Source organism: Flavobacterium sp., assembly GCF_036405015.1.
GTDB lineage: Bacteria > Bacteroidota > Bacteroidia > Flavobacteriales > Flavobacteriaceae > Flavobacterium.
Window position 1 is genome coordinate 1 of record NZ_DASWYK010000028.1, and the last position, 16443, is coordinate 16443.

Here is a 16443-nt window from a genome sequence, read left to right on the forward strand (position 1 = left end):
GTTAAAATATTAATTTTGTTTCGATGAATAAATTATTTTTTAGAATACTTGTTTTATTGATGAGTTTGTCCTTAATCGGGATAATTCTGGTTCAAGTATTTTGGTTCAATTCTTCGTTCAAGAATAATGAAGAGCAATTTAAATACCACGTTACTCAAGTAATTGGAAATGTTGCAGATAAACTGGAACAACAAGAAGAGTACAGTTTCTACGACAAATACAACCGTATTAAAGACAGTACGGGTAAAATTCCAAAAAAAGAAGATTTACTGGAAGTACTTTATGTACAAAGAAATCCAAAGACGAATAAAACAATTGTTTATACTAGTACTTTGACATCTGAAGACTATGATATCAATGGATCTCTTTTTAATAAAAAGTTCAGTAGCGAACGTTTTAAAAATTTCAGTTCAAAAAGAATAACTGAGGTTTATAATAACAATAAGGGAATTGATAATAATAATTTAGGACAAAGTATTATTCCGGATCTTAGATATGAAAAATCTGGAAGTTTAGATATTTTAAATAAAGTTCAACAGCAAATTCAATACAAAGATATTGCTGCTTTAACTCCAATTGAGGGAAGAGTAACAAAAGACAAGCTTTATAAATTATTGAAGAAAGAGCTTGAAGAATATGAGGTTAAAACTAAGTTTGAATTCGGAATATACAGTAGTGGCGTTCCAACAAAGATTAAATCTGACGGATTTCATTCTTTAGATAAAGAAGCAACCTATAGTATTCCGATTTATACTGATAATGAGGGAAATAGTAAGTATGAGTTATCGGTTACATTTCCAAATAAAAAGAAATTTTTGTTATCTGAATTATTAAGTATCACTATTTTATCAACAGTCTTTACATTAATTATAATAGTAGCATATACGAGTGCGTTAAATCAATTATTGCGTCAAAAACATATTTCTGAGATCAAAACAGATTTTATCAATAATATGACGCATGAGTTTAAAACTCCAATTGCAACGATAAATTTAGCACTAGATGCTATTAGAAATCCAAGGATTATTGAAGATAAAGAAAAAGTGTATCGTTATCTGCAAATGATTCGGGATGAGAATAAAAGAATGCATGCTCAGGTAGAAAATGTTCTTCGTATTTCTAAATTAGAAAAGAGAGAACTTGACATCACAAAAGAGCCGACTGTAGTTACTGATATTATTGACGATGCAATTGAACATGTAAATTTAATTTTAGAAGACAGAAAAGGTACAGTAGTTAAACATTATAATGCTGCAAGAACAACCTGTTTGATAAATGAAGTTCATTTTACAAATGTTTTGGTTAATATTTTAGAAAACGCTATTAAATATTCTCCAGATGTTCCAGAGATCGAAATCTTTACTGAAAATGTAAAAGACATGATTTTGATAAAGGTACGAGATCATGGTTTGGGAATGAGTAAGATAGCTCAAAAGCGAGTTTTTGAAAAATTCTATAGAGAACATACAGGAGATTTGCACAACGTAAAAGGTCACGGTTTAGGATTGGCCTATGTTAAAAGAATTGTAGAAGACCATAACGGTCAAGTATATGTAGAAAGCGAAAAAGGAAAAGGTAGCACCTTTATAATAAAAATACCATTAATAAATTAAAATATGGAAAATACTAACAAAAGAATACTTTTAGTAGAAGATGACCTAAATTTTGGGGCAGTTCTTAAAGATTATCTAATGTTAAATGACTTTGAAGTTACTTTAGCTAAAAACGGTATGGAAGGTTTCGAAAAATTCAAGAAAGATGTATACGATTTATGTATTCTTGATGTAATGATGCCATATAAAGATGGGTATACTTTAGCAAAAGAAATTAGAGAAAAGAACAGTGAAGTGCCAATTATCTTCTTAACAGCTAAATCTATGAAAGAAGATGTTTTGAAAGGATATAAAGCTGGTGCAGACGATTATTTAAATAAACCTTTTGATTCAGAAGTTCTTTTAATGAAAATTAAAGCAATCATTCAAAGAAAATCAGCTGATACAAAAGCAGAGCAAGTACAGTTTGAGTTTAATATCGGTAAATTCCATTTAAATTCAAAATTAAGATTCTTGACTTACCAGGATGAAGAGCCTATTAAATTGTCTCCAAAAGAAAATGAATTGCTTAAAATGTTAATTCTTCATGAAAATGATTTAATGCCGAGAGAATTAGCTTTGACTAAAATCTGGAGAGACGACAACTACTTTACTTCAAGAAGTATGGACGTTTATATCGCTAAATTAAGAAAATATCTAAAATCTGATGAAGATGTTGAAATTTTGAACATTCACGGAGAAGGTTTCAGATTAGTGGTAAAAAGCAAAGTTTCTGAATAATTAATTCATCGAAAAATATAAATAAGCTCTGAGAAATCAGGGCTTTTTTTATGCTTTTACTTTAAATATTCAATCATTTCTAAACAGGTTTAATCTGTTGTTTTTTAACTTGTTGGGTGTGTTTTGTGATTTTTATATTTTATTTCTGATGAATTTTCTTTAAAATAATTTGGAATATCAAAAAAGATTTTACAATATTTGCACACGAAAAAAATAATAATAACCCTTTAAAACGAAGAAATAGTGTTTGTACTTACATTGACATCTCAGAGCTTTACACCAAATGGATTTGGTGAGGCAATTCTTCGTGGCTTATTTCAATCTTAGAAATATATTTTTAGATATATAAAAAAGCCCGAAGACAATAAGTTTCGGGCTTTTTTTATTCTTGACTCTTCAAAATTTTCCCGAAAATCGATTTTTAGTATTTATCCGTCAGGATAAAAGGTTAAGCCTGTTTGGCTGTTAATTTAATGCACGATAATTTTTTTATGGAAAATTATACGGTAGATGAGTATGCTTTATGTACTCGTTTTAAAAGTAAAAGAAGAAAAAAAAGAGTAGTAAAAGAAGATTTTGAAAAACAATTAATTCAGTTAAGAAAGCTTGAAACTGAACTTTGGAAAAAACGAAGAAACTTACCATTAGTTCCTTTAGAGATTCCTTACCAAAGAGGCTGGCAGCGCAATTTTAAATTAAGAGAAGATGTTGCCAGATCAAGCGAAGCCTCATTTTACAGAGAATTATTGGAAAAAATAAACACATGGCAGTTTTCTCCTGAAAAAACTTTTAAGAGAAAGAAAAAACGAAAAAGAAAAGGTGTTTATGTTGAAAAGCTCCAAACTGTAAAAGAGTTTTCAGAGTGGGAATGGAAAAGTTCAAAACTCGAATTGACCGAAAAAGAAAAAGCGCATTTTTATAAAAGAGAACGTTGGTGCAGCAATTGTAAACGATACAAAATTCATTATGTATTCAACGAGCCTTGGCGCTATGTGCTTCGTGTTAGTCCTTATATGATAACACACACGAAAATGGTCGATTCAGATTTAGAAAGTCAAATTCAACTTATTGATAATTATATTGTAAACAATCATCTGAAATATAAAATAAACAGATTAACACACGGCAGATCTTATAAATGGAGTTACTACGAAAAAGAAAATCCAAAAGAGATAAGTCCAATTAAAAATAAAAGTCTGCACGAACTTTATCAGCAATATGCAGACGAAATGATAGAAAATCATGGGAAATAAATTATCTGGAAAAGACCTGATTAAATTAGGTTTTCCAAAGAACAATTCAATAAACATCGCCTTAGGGCAGATAAATAGATATAGAAAAAGAGAAAAAAAAGAATCTATTCTAACAGAAGCGAAAGATGTATTGCTTCATCCCGAAAAATATGAAGGAAACGGAACTTGGGGGAAAGTTGCCGAAGGGTTAATTAAACCGGTTCAAGTAAGAATGCATCAGCTTAAAACAACGAGAGCGCCTTTTACCATTTTTGGTGAAAATGAAATTGATCAGCAAGCAAAGTTTCAATTGTATGATTCGTTGAAACTGCCAGTTTCAGTTGCTGGAGCTTTAATGCCAGACGCACATTCTGGTTACGGATTGCCAATTGGTGGTGTATTAGCGATTGATAATGCGGTTATTCCGTATGGAGTTGGTGTTGATATTGGATGCCGTATGAGCCTTTCAATTTTTGATTTACCAGCTTCTCATTTCAAGGGAAGAGAGCATCAGTTAGAAGCCATTTTGAAAGATAATACCAAGTTTGGAATGTATGAAACGCATGCTTCAAGAGTCGATCACGAAGTGTTTTATAAAAGCGAATTTCAGGATATTTCGCTTTTAAAGAATCTTTTACCAAAAGCTTACAAGCAATTGGGAAGTTCAGGCGGAGGAAATCATTTCGTAGAATTCGGAATCGCGAAAATCGATAATCCAGAGAACGAATGGAAATTAGAAAAAGGCGAATATTTTGCCGTTCTATCGCACAGCGGTTCTCGCGGATTAGGCGCTAACATTGCGAAACATTACACGTATTTGGCAACAAAACAATGTCCGTTACCAAAAAATGTGCAGCATTTAGCTTGGCTAGATTTGAATACGCACGACGGTCAGGAATATTGGTTGGCGATGAATTTAGCGGGTGAATATGCAAAAGCTTGTCACGATGATATTCACAGACGAATTGCCAAAGCAATCGGAAAAAGAGTAGTGGTAACGATTGAAAACCATCACAATTTTGCTTGGAAAGAAATGGTAAACGGTCAGGAATGTATTGTGCACAGAAAAGGAGCAACGCCTGCAGGTGAAGGTCAGTTAGGAATTATTCCGGGTTCGATGACTGCTCCTGGTTACATTGTGAAAGGAAAAGGAAATGCAGAAAGTTTAAACTCAGCTTCGCATGGTGCGGGACGTTTGTTTTCTAGAGCCAAATGCAAAAGTACTTTTACGCAAAGTGAAATTAAAAAGGTTTTGAAAGCCAATGATGTAACCTTGATTGGCGGAAATATTGACGAAGCGCCAATGGCATACAAAGACATTGAAAAAGTAATGGCAAACCAAACCGATTTAGTTGAAGTTTTAGGAACATTTACGCCTAAGATTGTTAGAATGGACCGCTAAAATTAAAGATTATGGAAAGATTTAAAGACGAAAATAAATGGCTAGGAAACTTTTACGATGAGATTTTGGTTAAATGTCCAAAATGTGAATCTAAAGCAGCTTTGAAAGAAGTGCCAAAAAATTGCGAATGCGGAAATTGTACTTTAATGGTTTTTGAATGTAAACATTGTTTTTATAAGATCAATGAGCCAGTTTATCAATACAAAACATTTGGAAAGCATTATTGCAGTAAATGTTTTGAAAAATTTGATGTAGAATCTCAAATCTTTAAAAAAGTACCTGAATTATATAAGGTTAAATGTCCAAATTGCAATTTTCAGGAAGATGTAAAACCTCAGACTTATGCGTTTAAAGAAATGCCTGAAAAGGACGGTTTGGTGCGTGATAGCTGGTACAATTTACCACTGTGGTTTCAAAAAGAAGTTAGTGGCAATGTTTTTTGGGCATATAACCTCAATCATATCGATTATCTCGAAAGATACATTAAAGCAGATTTGCGAGAAAGAAACAATGACGGAAGTGGTAACGGAACGATGGTTTCTAGACTTCCGCAATTTGTAAAAGCAGCGAAGAATAGAGAAAAGCTGCTGAAAATTTTAAAGAAATGGAAAGAATAATTCAGATAACAGCAGGGCGCGGACCTGCAGAATGCACTTGGGTTGTGGCCCAAGTGCTTAAAAAAGTACTCGAAGAAGCTCAGGAACATCGACTGGAAACAGTTTTGTTGCAAAGAGAAGCAGGAACTGAAAACGGAACTGTAGAAACGGCATCGCTTGCTGTAAAAGGAAAAAGTGCTGATCAGTTTGTAAATTCTTGGATTGGAACAATTCAATGGATTGGCCAAAGTCAGTTTAGGAAAATGCACAAACGCAAAAACTGGTTTATTGGTATTTTTGAAATTGAGCAACAGAAAAATAGTTTGTTTTCAGAAAACGATATTCAGTATCAAGCAATGAGAAGCTCTGGAGCAGGAGGACAGCATGTAAACAAAGTGAGTTCTGCGATTCGAGCGACTCATATTCCGACAGGAATTGCCGTTGTAGCAATGGACAGCCGTTCTCAGCATCAGAATAAAAAATTAGCAACAGAAAGATTAATTAAAAAACTAGAAGACGAGAAATTACTTCAGCTTAAAAGTCATGTGGAAAAACAATGGGAAAATCAGCTGAATGTTCAGCGCGGAAATCCTGTTAGAGTTTTTACAGGAAGTGATTTTAAAAAGAGTAAAGTAGAGAAAAGTTACAAAGGAACTCGTCAGAAATTAAAAAACGATTTAAGAAATGAAAACAACTGATAAATACCTTTTTCAGGCTTTAGATAATTATCCGTTTTGGCTTGAAGGAACAATTGAATCTTTGGATTATGCTTCTTCTTATGATGATAAAAACACTATGGTTTTGTGTTTGTATGGGAGAATTCAGGCAGAGCAATTGATGAATTATGAAGAGGCAAAAGCATATTTTCAAGAAGCTTTAGCGATTAATATTCATGCTCTTGAAGTTTATCCGTATTATTTGCAGACTTTGATTTTGAACGAAGATTATGAGGAAGCTCAAAAATTAATTGATTTTGCTTTGACTATTAAAGGAGTCAATAAAGCGATGATTTTTGTGAAAAAAGCGGTTCTTTTAGAAGTGCAGCATAAATTTAAAGAAGCTTTAAAAGAAATCAAGCAAGCAAAATTATATACTATTCAACACGATTATGATTCTGGAATTAGTGAAGTCGAAAAACGAATCAAAGATAAAATGGATTTACTGAAAAAGAAGAAATCCAAAAAGGATAAAAAAGGTTCTAAAAAGAAATCGAAATGATTTTGATCAAATTAAAAACGATGCAGTTCTATTGAAATTGCATCGTTTTTTTTATTAGGTTCAAAACCTTGCAGGAATTCATAGTTATTTATTTCCAATGCAATTCTAAAGCAAAACAATTTTTTTCACCTTTGGTAATACTGAACGTTGTGGCTGATTGATCTTCATTATCACTTTCGTGAATGACAACTTGATCATTAAGAGAAAGCTCTTTTAAGAAATTCATTTCAAAGCTTTTAACTTCTTGTTTTAAAATTCTTTTCGCATCAACATGATCCAGACACCATTCTAAATATTTTACATTATTAGCATGATTTACAATATCTAAATCTGATAAATAAACCGTTTTTTCAAAAACAGATTCTTTTTCAGGATTGATGTTGATTCTGGAAAAACCTTCTACAGTTGCTTTATTATCTGGGAACAATTCAAAATGTTCAAAAGGCAAAGCCAAAGCTTCTGGACGACGTGCTTTGGTGTTGAAAACAGCCCAATAAGTCTCACTTCCCACAATTTTTTTGCCGTTTACATACATTTCAAGTGCACGTACAGAACGTGAATTTTCGAGACTGTTAATCCAAGTTTTCACAGTTACAACATCTTGCCATTTTGGTAAAGCAGTTATTTCTACACGCATTCTACTTAAAACCCATGCCTGATTAAATTCCTGCATATCTGTAAAGCTTATACCGCCGACTTCTGAATGTGCGGCAGCGGTAAGTTGTAAAAGATTACATAAATCGGTATATTTTAAGTAACCGTTTGGCGTACATTGTGTAAAATTAATTTCCCAGTCTTTACTTAAAACTGATGTGAAATTGGGAGATATTGGCATTGCTGAATTTAAGATTTTAGATTGTTGATTTTAGATTTTTTAGAGAATAGAACAAAAAATATAAAACATAGAGAAAAGATTATTTCGTTTTATCTTCAATGTAATTTACAATTTGTTTTCTGTCTAACGCATAATCAAACCATTTGGTGTTTTCATTTCGTTTGAACCACGTTAATTGTCTTTTCGAAAATCTTCGTGTGTTCTTTTTTATTTCTTCAATTGCGAATGGCAAAGTGAATTCTCCGTCAAAATAACTAAATAATTCCCTATAACCGACCGTTTGTAGGGCATTTAACTCTTTGTTAGGATAAAGTGTTTTGGCTTCTTCCAACAATCCCATATTCATCATGATATCAACACGCTGATTGATTCTGCTGTAAATAATTTCTCTGTCGGCATCTAACCCAATTAAAATCGGTGTGAAGTTTCTGTTGTTTTTCTTTAAATTTAAAAAAGAAGAATAAGGTTTGCCCGAGCCAATACAAACTTCTACAAAACGCATCATTCGTTGTGGATTCTGTAAAGTCTGTGGGTTTTCGATTGTTATTTTTTGATAATAATCGGGATCTAAATTCTTTAATTGTTGCTGAAGATATTCGATTCCGAATTTTTCATAATTTGAATTTACTTCTGAGCGAACTTCTGGTGCGATTTCTGGAAATTCGTCAAAACCTTTTAAAACGGCGTCGACATATAAACCTGATCCACCAATGAGAATGGCGAAATCATTATTTTGATATAATTCTTCTAGTTTTAAAAGTGCTTCTTTTTCGTAATCGCCAACTGTATAATTTTCGAAAATCGATTTGTTTTGAATAAAATGATGTTTCGCCGAGTTTAATTCTTCTTGACTTGGAACGGCGGTTCCAATTGTCATTTCTTTAAAAAACTGACGGCTGTCACAAGAAATTATTTCACATTTAAAATGTTGTGCCAAAGCAATGCTCAGAGCAGTTTTCCCGATAGCTGTTGGTCCGACAATAGTAATTAAGTACTTCATATTTTTTAGCCCAGATGGAAATGGAAACCCCGGACTTATGTTTGTTAGTTTTTTTTGGAATAAAAAAGCGACCAACGGAAGCTCTTTTTATGACTTTAAAAAACAACAAAGATAAGGAGGAGTTGCAATGTACAGCTGGATTAGCTTCTAAATTTAATTATTAGACAATTCTGTTCCGCATTCGTGGCAATATTTAGCGCTGTCAAAGTGAACTTGAGCCTGACATTTTCGACAAGTTTTTTTTGTGTTTACAGAATTGTTGTTCAGGCTTTTTTTAGCAAACTCGGCTGTTACAATTCCGGTTGGTACAGCAATAATTCCGTAACCTAAAATCATTACGAAAGCAGCAATAAACTGTCCTAAAGGAGTTTGCGGAGAAATGTCTCCGTAACCAACTGTTGTTAAGGTTACAATTGTCCAATAAATGGCCATAGGAATGCTCGTAAATCCTGATTCTTTACCTTCTACGAGATACATTACTGTTCCGATTATAATGGTGCTGATTAAAACGAAATATATAAAAACGAGAATTTTTTCTTTACTGGCATCAATGGCTTCTTTTAGTTGTAAGGATTGATGATTGATTTGTGGGATGTGTAAAATTTTGAACAATCGAAGGAAACGAAGCGCTCTTACGATAGACAAAATACTTGCACCAGGAAAAAAAATCGATAAATACATTGGCAAAACGGCGAGTAAATCTATAATACCGTAAAAGCTGAAAATGTATTTTATTGGTTTTTGAATTGATATAATTCTGAGAAGATATTCAATGGTGAAAAATATGGTAATTATCCATTCGCAAATCAATAATTGTTGGTGATATTTTGAGCTAATTCCCTGAACGGTATCCAACATTATTAAAAGAACGCTCAGTAGAATTAACCCTAAAAGAACTAAATCGAACATTCGTCCTAAAATGGTGTTGGTGCCATATAGAACGATTTTGACTTTTTCTCTAAAGATTTCGTATTGTGATTTTCGGTTTTTCATATCCTTAAAGATAATGAAAGTTGTGTTTTGTTAAAAATGAAGTATTTTTAATGACTTGCTTTTGCGGATGTAATTCTGAATAATATTTTTTACATCGCGATTGTGCTGCATCGGAATCAGAATGTTTTTTAGAATATCGATATTTGTGATTTGATAGTTCAGATCGTAATACGCATAACCTTTGTAAGTTCCGTCTTCAATCAAAATTGCACTTCTTTCGTTTACATTTCGCCCTCTGTCAATTAAAATCATGCTTTTATTTTCGAAACTGTTTTCTGAAATAAACTGCTGTACTCTTAAATTGTAAGCTTCAGGTGTGATTTCTCCAATACAAGCACCATCACATTCTTTGATGGTGTACTGAAAGCATTCTTTTTTGGTTTGATACAAGCCGGTTAGTTTCTGGCATAAATGATATTTTGCTGTAAATCTAAAAAGTGCATTTTTACCATCTTGTAAAGAAGCAAAAGATGTAATTTCTTTTTTTCGTCCGTCGGCTTTTTCCAATTTTAGGTTAATATATCCATTTGCATCTTTTTCAGCGTATAAAGCAAAAGGGAAAACGGTTTTCTTTTGAGAGCGATTGTATCTTGGACGATTGATTTTAACTTCCTGACTTTCTTTTAAAAGAGCAATTAACTCGCTTCCGGTTTCGTCGTAAGTGATAGTGAAAACTTCTGCCTGAATTCTTTTACTTTTGGTTGTGATTCCTGTAAAATGTTGATTGACTCTCTTTTTGATATTTTGGCTTTTGCCAATATAGATTAAAGTACCGCCTTCATTATAAATATAGTAAACGCCGGTTCTGGTTGGCATTTGATTTAAAATGTCTAAGAATTTTGGAGAAATTCCTTTTTCAACTTCAAGTTTTATAAAATCTTTTACGATTGTTTTCTCCGTGTCTTTTTCCAAGAGCATTTTAAATAGCTTTGTCGTTGCCATAGCGTCTCCGCTGGCACGATGTCTGTCTGCCATTGGAATTCCGAGTGCACGAACCAATTTTCCTAAACTGTATGATGGCTGTTCTGGAATTAGTTTTTTTGCTAATTCTACTGTGCAAAGTGTTTTAGCTTCAAAATCGTAGCCTAAACGACGGAATTCTGTACGAAGGATTCTGTAGTCAAAAGAGGCATTGTGAGCCACAATTACACAGTCTGAAGTGATTTCGATAATGCGTTTGGCAACTTCATAGAATTTTGGCGCCGATTGTAACATAGCGTTATTGATTCCAGTCAGTTTTACTACAAACGGCTGAATCGGAATTTCGGGATTGACAAGGCTGATGAATTGGTCAACTACTTCATGCCCATCAAATTTGTAGATGGCAATTTCAGTAATTCCTTCTTCATTAAATTGTCCTCCAGTGGTTTCTATGTCAAGTATTGCGTACATGTTCAATGTCAATGTCAAAAAATCAATGGCAATTACAATATCAAAAATCAATATCAATTTTGAAAATTGTTATTGTAATTGCGATTGTCATTGATATTGAAAAATTATTTTTTGTTTATTATCATTTTTGATGAAATAGCGATAAGCTGTTCGACTTCAATTAGAAGTTTACTTCTTTTATCGTTATCTCCCTCTTTGATGTAATCTAAAATTTTTAAAGAATTTCTAGATTCTTTTAGCTCTTTAACAACTAATGAAACTTTAAAAATAAAATCTTTATCTGTTATTGTTCCTTGTGCTTCTCCAAAATTTAATGAAGCGCTTCCCGAAGATCTTATTAATTGATTCTTATAATATTCGTTTTCAAATATTTTTTCTAATTGTCTTGTAAAGAAAATACATTCTCCAGCGAATCGAACTAATCGATCTTCAAAATTGAATATTTTTTCCATTTAAAATTTTTGATTTCTTCACAATTGACATTGATTTTTGAAATTGTAATTGATATTAAAAATTAGCGTCCGCCAAAAATGCTGCTTCCAATTCTTACCATCGTGCTTCCGCATTCAATGGCTAATTGATAATCTCCGGACATTCCCATTGAGATAGTTTTTAGTTCGCAGTTTTCAGTTTTCAGTGTTTTAGTAGAATCAAAAATAGATTTTAAATGTGTGAATTCTTTCTTTATTTGGTTTTGGTCTTCGGTGAAAGTGGCCATTCCCATTAAACCTAAGATACGAATATTTTTCAATTCTTTGAACTCTGTAGAAGTTAAAAGTTCATTTAATTCTTTTTCGTCCAAACCAAATTTAGATTCTTCTTCTGCAATATAAATTTGAAGGAGACAATCTATAATTCTATTATTTTTTAAAGCTTGTTTGTTGATTTCTTGTAATAATTTCAAACTGTCAACACCATGAATCAAAGTGACATACGGTGCCATAAATTTGACTTTATTCGACTGAACATGACCAATCATATGCCATTGAATGTCTTTTGGCATTTGTTCCCATTTTTCGGTCATTTCCTGAATTTTGTTTTCTCCAAAAATACGTTGACCAGCTTCATAAGCCTGCATCAAATCTGAAACAGGTTTTGTTTTTGAAACGGCAACTAGAGTTACATGTTCAGGTAAAGTTGCTTTGATTGTATTTAAATTCGATTGAATCGACATAATGTTTCTTTTTTATGAAAGAATAAACTGTTTCGAAATTTTTTCAGCTTTTTTGCTTTCGCTATAATCGTAAAAACCTTCTCCAGATTTAACTCCTAGTTTTCCAGCTCTAACCATATTTACTAAAAGCGGGCAAGGAGCATATTTGGGGTTTTTAAATCCGTCGTACATTACATTCAGGATGGCAAGACAAACGTCAAGACCAATAAAATCAGCTAATTGAAGTGGTCCCATTGGATGTCCCATTCCTAATTTCATTACCGTATCAATTTCGTAAACTCCTGCCACTTTGTTGTATAATGTTTCGATTGCCTCGTTTAACATTGGCATTAAAATTCGGTTTGCTACAAATCCAGGATAATCATTTACTTCAACAGGAACTTTGCCTAATTTTTCAGATAAACTCATGATGATTTTAGTTACTTCATCGCTAGTATTGTATCCGCGAATGATTTCAACTAATTTCATAATCGGCACCGGATTCATAAAATGCATTCCGATAACACGCTCTGGATGCGCTACAACAGCTCCAATTTGTGTAATTGAGATAGAAGAAGTATTAGTTGCTAAAATCGTATTGTGAGAGCAATATTCGTTTAATTGTTTGAAGATGTTCAGTTTTAACTCTACATTTTCGGTTGCTGCTTCTACCACTAAATCAACTCCAACAACACCATCTTTTATATCAGTATAAGTAATAATATTGGTGATTGTTTTAGCAACATCTTCTTGAGTAATCGTTCCTTTAGACAACATACGATCAAGATTGGCTGCAATAGTTGCCATTCCTTTATCTAATGATTTTTCAGAAACATCGATTAATTTTACAGTAAATCCGCTTTGCGCGAAAGTATGCGCAATTCCGTTACCCATTGTTCCTGCTCCAATTACAGCTATTGTTTTCATACGATGATAGATATTTTTTTATGATTTAGCCACGAATTCACCAATTAATTCGTGAATTCGTGGCTAATTTATTTTTTTGAAATTTACTTATTTATTGAAACAGTCAATAATTTGATAGGCTACACGTAAAGCATCAGTTGCTTGTTCAAGAGTGACAACAGGAGTTGTATCATTGTTAATTGCATCAGCAAATGAATTTAATTCGTCTAGAATAGCGTTGTTTTGCTCAACGTCTGGATTTGTGAAATAGATTTGTTTTTTTACACCTTCAGCATTTTGAAGAATCATATCAAAATCTCCAGGAACTTCTGGCGCATCTTTCATACGAACGACTTCACATTTTTTCTCTAAAAAATCAACCGAAATATAAGCATCTTTTTGAAAGAAACGTGACTTACGCATGTTCTTTAATGAAATTCTGCTTGCAGTTAAATTTGCAACGCATCCATTTTCGAATTCGATTCTAGCATTGGCAATATCAGGAGTATCGCTAATCACAGAAACACCGCTTGCGTGAATATCTTTTACTTTTGAATTCACAACACTTAAAATCGCATCAATATCATGAATCATTAAATCTAAAACCACAGGAACATCTGTACCACGCGGATTAAATTCGGCCAAACGATGTGTTTCTATAAACATCGGATTTTCGATCATGTTTTTTGTAGCAATAAAAGCAGGATTAAAGCGCTCTACATGACCAACTTGTCCTTTTACATTGTATTCTTTTGCTAAAGCAATAATTTCTTCAGCTTCTTCTACAGTGTTGGCAATTGGTTTTTCTATAAAGATGTGTTTTCCTGATTTGATCGCAACTTTTGCACATTTATAGTGCGAAAGCGTTGGAGTAACAATGTCAATCACGTCGACAGCGTGAATGAGTTTTGCAATTGTGCTGAAGTTTTTATAGCCAAACTCTTTTGAGATTCTTTCGGCATTTTCTTGATTTTCGTCGTAAAATCCAACTAATTCGTATTTGTCAGATTGTTGTAATAAGCGTAAATGTATTTTACCAAGATGACCAGCACCTAAAACTCCTACTTTTAACATGAGAATGTATTTTAAACAAAAATATAATTTATTTGTTTAACGTGAAAATGAATTTAGCGAATTGTGAATTGTGAGTTACGAAATGTTTATTGTTTGTTGTTGGTTATTGGTCGTTATTGGCTGGTCGTTTATCGTAAATTGCATCTTAGCCTTTTGTTTGTTGCGTTGAACGAAGTCGAAGTTTGTTTAGTTAGGATAATAAAGGCTTCGACTTGCGTCAACCTGACGAATGCTCATTAATTACTTTTGACATTACATTTTTATTATTTAAAAATCAATATTTGAAATCCTGTTTTGTTTCTTATTTTTGCGAAAATAAAACCCACCCATTTTGAAAGACACTGCCAAACATCAAGGACTTCGTAATCAATTAGTAACTACTTTAGAGCAAAAAGGAATTACTGATAGAACTGTTCTAGAAGCAATAAGAAAAATCCCGAGACACCTTTTTTTAAATTCAAGTTTTGAAGATTATGCTTATCAGGACAAAGCGTTTCCTATTGGGGCAGGACAGACTATTTCTCAGCCTTATACAGTAGCTTTTCAGTCGCAATTACTTGAGGTTAAGAAAGATCATAAAATACTAGAAATCGGTACAGGTTCTGGTTATCAGACTGCTGTATTATTTATGCTTGGTGCTAAAGTATATACGGTTGAAAGACAAAGTGAATTATTTAAAACAACATCAAATCTTTTCCCGAAATTAAACATTCGCCCAAAGCATGTTACTTTTGGAGATGGCTATAAAGGACTTCCAAATTTTGCTCCATTTGATAGCATTATAGTTACAGCTGGTGCGCCTTTTATTCCACAACCTTTAATGGCACAATTAAAAATAGGAGGAAGGCTGGTTATTCCGCTGGGAGAAGATGTTCAGATTATGACTTTATTAATTAGAAAGAATGAAACTCAATTTGAAAAACATGAGTTTGGAGAATTTAGATTTGTTCCTTTGTTAGAAGATAAAAATTAAAAGAAAAAGCCCGTTTGTACGGGCTTTTTTATTGAGTGAGAATTGAAATATATCTTTCTAAACTTTCTTTTTCTCTTTGTGCAATGAAAAGAAAAAAATCTTCTTTGTCTTTTTTAGTTTGAGCTGTTTCTAAAGATTGGTAATAAAGCATTTTGTTTTCATAATCTCCTTTAATATTAGCAATTGGATACCCTTTTTGCATCAAAATTAAATTCATAATTAATCTTGAAGTTCTGCCGTTTCCATCTATAAAAGGGTGAATTGTAACTAAACGTTCATGCATTTCAGCGGCTAAAATGACAGGATGTAATTTGTTTTTGTTGATTTCGTACCAAATAAAATATTCTTCTATTTCTTGGGGAACCATTAAAGGCTGAGGAGGCATGTGTGAACTTCCTTGTATCATAACTTGAACTTTTCTGTAACGTCCTGCATCTTCTGGAATTATTCCTCGAAGAATTAAATTATGAATAGATAAAAGATCGCGTTCGTTTAACGAATTACTTTTTCTCATTAATTCTTTTATAAAACCAATAGCTTCTTGGTGATTTATAGCTTCAAGATGTTCACGCATACTTTTTCCCGAAATGGTCAAACCTTCATTGATTACCATATCTGTTTCGCGAAGTGTCATGGTGTTTCCTTCAATTCTGTTGCTTTCAAAAGTATATTCTAATTCAAGAGCTTGTTTGATTTTAAAGCTATCAAACTGACGATACGAATCTAATTTTTCTTTTAAAGAATCAATTTCTTTTAAAATCTTTTCTAATGAAGTAGATAACTTAAGATTTGAAACTGTTTTATTGTATTTGATTTCGTCTTCGGCGACTTTTAAAGCTTTCAAAGCAAATTCATCATCACCAATTTCATATAAAATCTTTTCTTTAAGCCAAGCTACCATCAAAGTTTCATAATCGATTTCTAAAAGCTGAGACAATTTTGTAACCTGATCTTTGGTTGGTTTTCTAGTTCCAGATTCAAATTTACTGATCAACGCTTGGTCAATACCAGCGAGCTGTGCCAATTCGCGGGTTTTTAATCCTTTCTGTTCTCTAGCGTTTTTTAATAGCGATTTCATTTCATGAAAAATTTAGTCTTGACAAAATTAGTCAATTTTTTAGATAAAAGAAAAGCAGCGATTTAGATACACTGCTTTTAGGTGTTTTATTTTGGAGGAAGCGAACCGTCTTTTCTCATTTCTTTTACGACAGCTTGCATGATTGCATCAACGGTTTGTCCTAAATCGGTAACGTAATCAGATTTTGTGGTTCCTGTCCAGATTAGTTTATTTTCTTTTAATGAAAAAATATTGGTTTCTACCATATAAGATGTTGAT

General features: G+C 32.6%; 17 protein-coding genes. 8 read left to right on the top strand and 9 right to left on the bottom strand.

Going from position 1 to position 16443, the window contains the following annotated elements:
* The first annotated feature begins 23 nt into the window (after nt 1-23).
* The 7 genes from VGE71_RS02450 to VGE71_RS02480 all read left to right on the top strand — a co-directional run bounded on the left by VGE71_RS02450 (nt 24) and on the right by VGE71_RS02480 (nt 6781).
* Nucleotides 24-1613 (top strand): HAMP domain-containing sensor histidine kinase, encoded by a 1590-nt coding sequence (locus VGE71_RS02450; RefSeq protein WP_331136877.1) that lies wholly within the window; start codon nt 24-26, stop codon nt 1611-1613.
* A 3-nt stretch (nt 1614-1616) separates the two neighbouring features.
* Nucleotides 1617-2333: a response regulator transcription factor gene (locus VGE71_RS02455; RefSeq protein ID WP_223705554.1), complete on the top strand. Its 717-nt coding sequence runs from the start codon at nt 1617-1619 to the stop codon at nt 2331-2333.
* 491 nt (nt 2334-2824) lie between these two features.
* A complete protein-coding gene (locus VGE71_RS02460) occupies nt 2825-3586 on the top strand; it encodes a hypothetical protein (protein WP_331136878.1) in 762 nt (253 codons plus the stop codon).
* On the top strand, nt 3576-4967 hold the full coding sequence (locus tag VGE71_RS02465; RefSeq protein WP_331136879.1) for an RtcB family protein: 1392 nt from the start codon (nt 3576-3578) through the stop codon (nt 4965-4967). The genes VGE71_RS02460 and VGE71_RS02465 overlap by 11 nt, the downstream gene beginning before the upstream one ends.
* 11 nt (nt 4968-4978) lie before the next feature.
* Entirely contained in the window at nt 4979-5584 is a 606-nt protein-coding gene (locus VGE71_RS02470; protein WP_331136880.1) for a hypothetical protein, read from the top strand.
* Nucleotides 5572-6261 (top strand): peptide chain release factor H, encoded by a 690-nt coding sequence (prfH, locus tag VGE71_RS02475; protein ID WP_331136881.1) that lies wholly within the window; start codon nt 5572-5574, stop codon nt 6259-6261. The genes VGE71_RS02470 and prfH overlap by 13 nt, the downstream gene beginning before the upstream one ends.
* Entirely contained in the window at nt 6248-6781 is a 534-nt protein-coding gene (locus VGE71_RS02480) for a hypothetical protein (protein ID WP_331136882.1), read from the top strand. Before prfH ends, VGE71_RS02480 begins: the two co-directional genes overlap by 14 nt.
* Nucleotides 6782-6869: 88 nt before the next feature.
* Here VGE71_RS02480 and VGE71_RS02485 read toward each other — a convergent pair whose 3' ends face one another.
* The 8 genes from VGE71_RS02485 to VGE71_RS02520 form a co-directional block, all read right to left on the bottom strand.
* Nucleotides 6870-7616, bottom strand: coding sequence for an acyl-[acyl-carrier-protein] thioesterase (locus VGE71_RS02485; RefSeq protein WP_331136883.1), 747 nt, complete (start codon nt 7614-7616; stop codon nt 6870-6872).
* A gap of 79 nt (nt 7617-7695) precedes the next feature.
* Entirely contained in the window at nt 7696-8616 is a 921-nt protein-coding gene (gene miaA / locus VGE71_RS02490) for a tRNA (adenosine(37)-N6)-dimethylallyltransferase MiaA (protein ID WP_331136884.1), read from the bottom strand.
* A gap of 153 nt (nt 8617-8769) precedes the next feature.
* Nucleotides 8770-9609, bottom strand: a complete 840-nt coding sequence (locus VGE71_RS02495; RefSeq protein WP_331136885.1) for an ion transporter — start codon at nt 9607-9609, stop codon at nt 8770-8772.
* Nucleotides 9610-9639: 30 nt separating this feature from the next.
* Entirely contained in the window at nt 9640-11001 is a 1362-nt protein-coding gene (locus VGE71_RS02500; RefSeq protein WP_331136886.1) for an exonuclease domain-containing protein, read from the bottom strand.
* A gap of 104 nt (nt 11002-11105) precedes the next feature.
* Entirely contained in the window at nt 11106-11453 is a 348-nt protein-coding gene (locus VGE71_RS02505) for a four helix bundle protein (protein ID WP_331136887.1), read from the bottom strand.
* A 62-nt stretch (nt 11454-11515) separates the two neighbouring features.
* Complete coding sequence (locus tag VGE71_RS02510) at nt 11516-12175, bottom strand: YggS family pyridoxal phosphate-dependent enzyme (protein WP_331136888.1); 660 nt, start codon at nt 12173-12175, stop codon at nt 11516-11518.
* Nucleotides 12176-12187: 12 nt separating this feature from the next.
* Complete coding sequence (locus VGE71_RS02515) at nt 12188-13081, bottom strand: 3-hydroxyacyl-CoA dehydrogenase family protein (protein ID WP_331136889.1); 894 nt, start codon at nt 13079-13081, stop codon at nt 12188-12190.
* An 87-nt stretch (nt 13082-13168) separates the two neighbouring features.
* The gene (locus VGE71_RS02520; protein ID WP_202001516.1) at nt 13169-14134 is read right to left on the bottom strand and encodes a Gfo/Idh/MocA family protein; all 966 of its coding nucleotides are present in this window, start codon (nt 14132-14134) and stop codon (nt 13169-13171) included.
* 331 nt (nt 14135-14465) lie between these two features.
* Here VGE71_RS02520 and VGE71_RS02525 point away from each other — a divergent pair, with 331 nt between their 5' ends.
* On the top strand, nt 14466-15107 hold the full coding sequence (locus VGE71_RS02525) for a protein-L-isoaspartate(D-aspartate) O-methyltransferase (protein WP_144213866.1): 642 nt from the start codon (nt 14466-14468) through the stop codon (nt 15105-15107).
* A 28-nt stretch (nt 15108-15135) separates the two neighbouring features.
* Here VGE71_RS02525 and VGE71_RS02530 read toward each other — a convergent pair whose 3' ends face one another.
* Nucleotides 15136-16185, bottom strand: a complete 1050-nt coding sequence (locus tag VGE71_RS02530; protein ID WP_331136890.1) for a Fic family protein — start codon at nt 16183-16185, stop codon at nt 15136-15138.
* Between the last annotated feature and the right edge of the window lie 258 nt (nt 16186-16443).

Excerpts from the sequence above, each read along its gene's own strand:
- VGE71_RS02505 (WP_331136887.1), bottom strand. The coding sequence starts at position 11,453 with ATGGAAAAAATATTCAATTTTGAAGATCGATTAGTTCGATTCGCTGGA.
- VGE71_RS02455 (WP_223705554.1), top strand. The coding sequence starts at position 1,617 with ATGGAAAATACTAACAAAAGAATACTTTTAGTAGAAGATGACCTAAAT.
- VGE71_RS02510 (WP_331136888.1), bottom strand. The coding sequence starts at position 12,175 with ATGTCGATTCAATCGAATTTAAATACAATCAAAGCAACTTTACCTGAA.
- VGE71_RS02520 (WP_202001516.1), bottom strand. The coding sequence starts at position 14,134 with ATGTTAAAAGTAGGAGTTTTAGGTGCTGGTCATCTTGGTAAAATACAT.
- VGE71_RS02495 (WP_331136885.1), bottom strand. The coding sequence starts at position 9,609 with ATGAAAAACCGAAAATCACAATACGAAATCTTTAGAGAAAAAGTCAAA.
- VGE71_RS02530 (WP_331136890.1), bottom strand. The coding sequence starts at position 16,185 with ATGAAATCGCTATTAAAAAACGCTAGAGAACAGAAAGGATTAAAAACC.
- miaA (WP_331136884.1), bottom strand. The coding sequence starts at position 8,616 with ATGAAGTACTTAATTACTATTGTCGGACCAACAGCTATCGGGAAAACT.
- VGE71_RS02465 (WP_331136879.1), top strand. The coding sequence starts at position 3,576 with ATGGGAAATAAATTATCTGGAAAAGACCTGATTAAATTAGGTTTTCCA.
- VGE71_RS02500 (WP_331136886.1), bottom strand. The coding sequence starts at position 11,001 with ATGTACGCAATACTTGACATAGAAACCACTGGAGGACAATTTAATGAA.
- VGE71_RS02450 (WP_331136877.1), top strand. The coding sequence starts at position 24 with ATGAATAAATTATTTTTTAGAATACTTGTTTTATTGATGAGTTTGTCC.
- VGE71_RS02515 (WP_331136889.1), bottom strand. The coding sequence starts at position 13,081 with ATGAAAACAATAGCTGTAATTGGAGCAGGAACAATGGGTAACGGAATT.
- prfH (WP_331136881.1), top strand. The coding sequence starts at position 5,572 with ATGGAAAGAATAATTCAGATAACAGCAGGGCGCGGACCTGCAGAATGC.
- VGE71_RS02470 (WP_331136880.1), top strand. The coding sequence starts at position 4,979 with ATGGAAAGATTTAAAGACGAAAATAAATGGCTAGGAAACTTTTACGAT.
- VGE71_RS02460 (WP_331136878.1), top strand. The coding sequence starts at position 2,825 with ATGGAAAATTATACGGTAGATGAGTATGCTTTATGTACTCGTTTTAAA.
- VGE71_RS02480 (WP_331136882.1), top strand. The coding sequence starts at position 6,248 with ATGAAAACAACTGATAAATACCTTTTTCAGGCTTTAGATAATTATCCG.
- VGE71_RS02485 (WP_331136883.1), bottom strand. The coding sequence starts at position 7,616 with ATGCCAATATCTCCCAATTTCACATCAGTTTTAAGTAAAGACTGGGAA.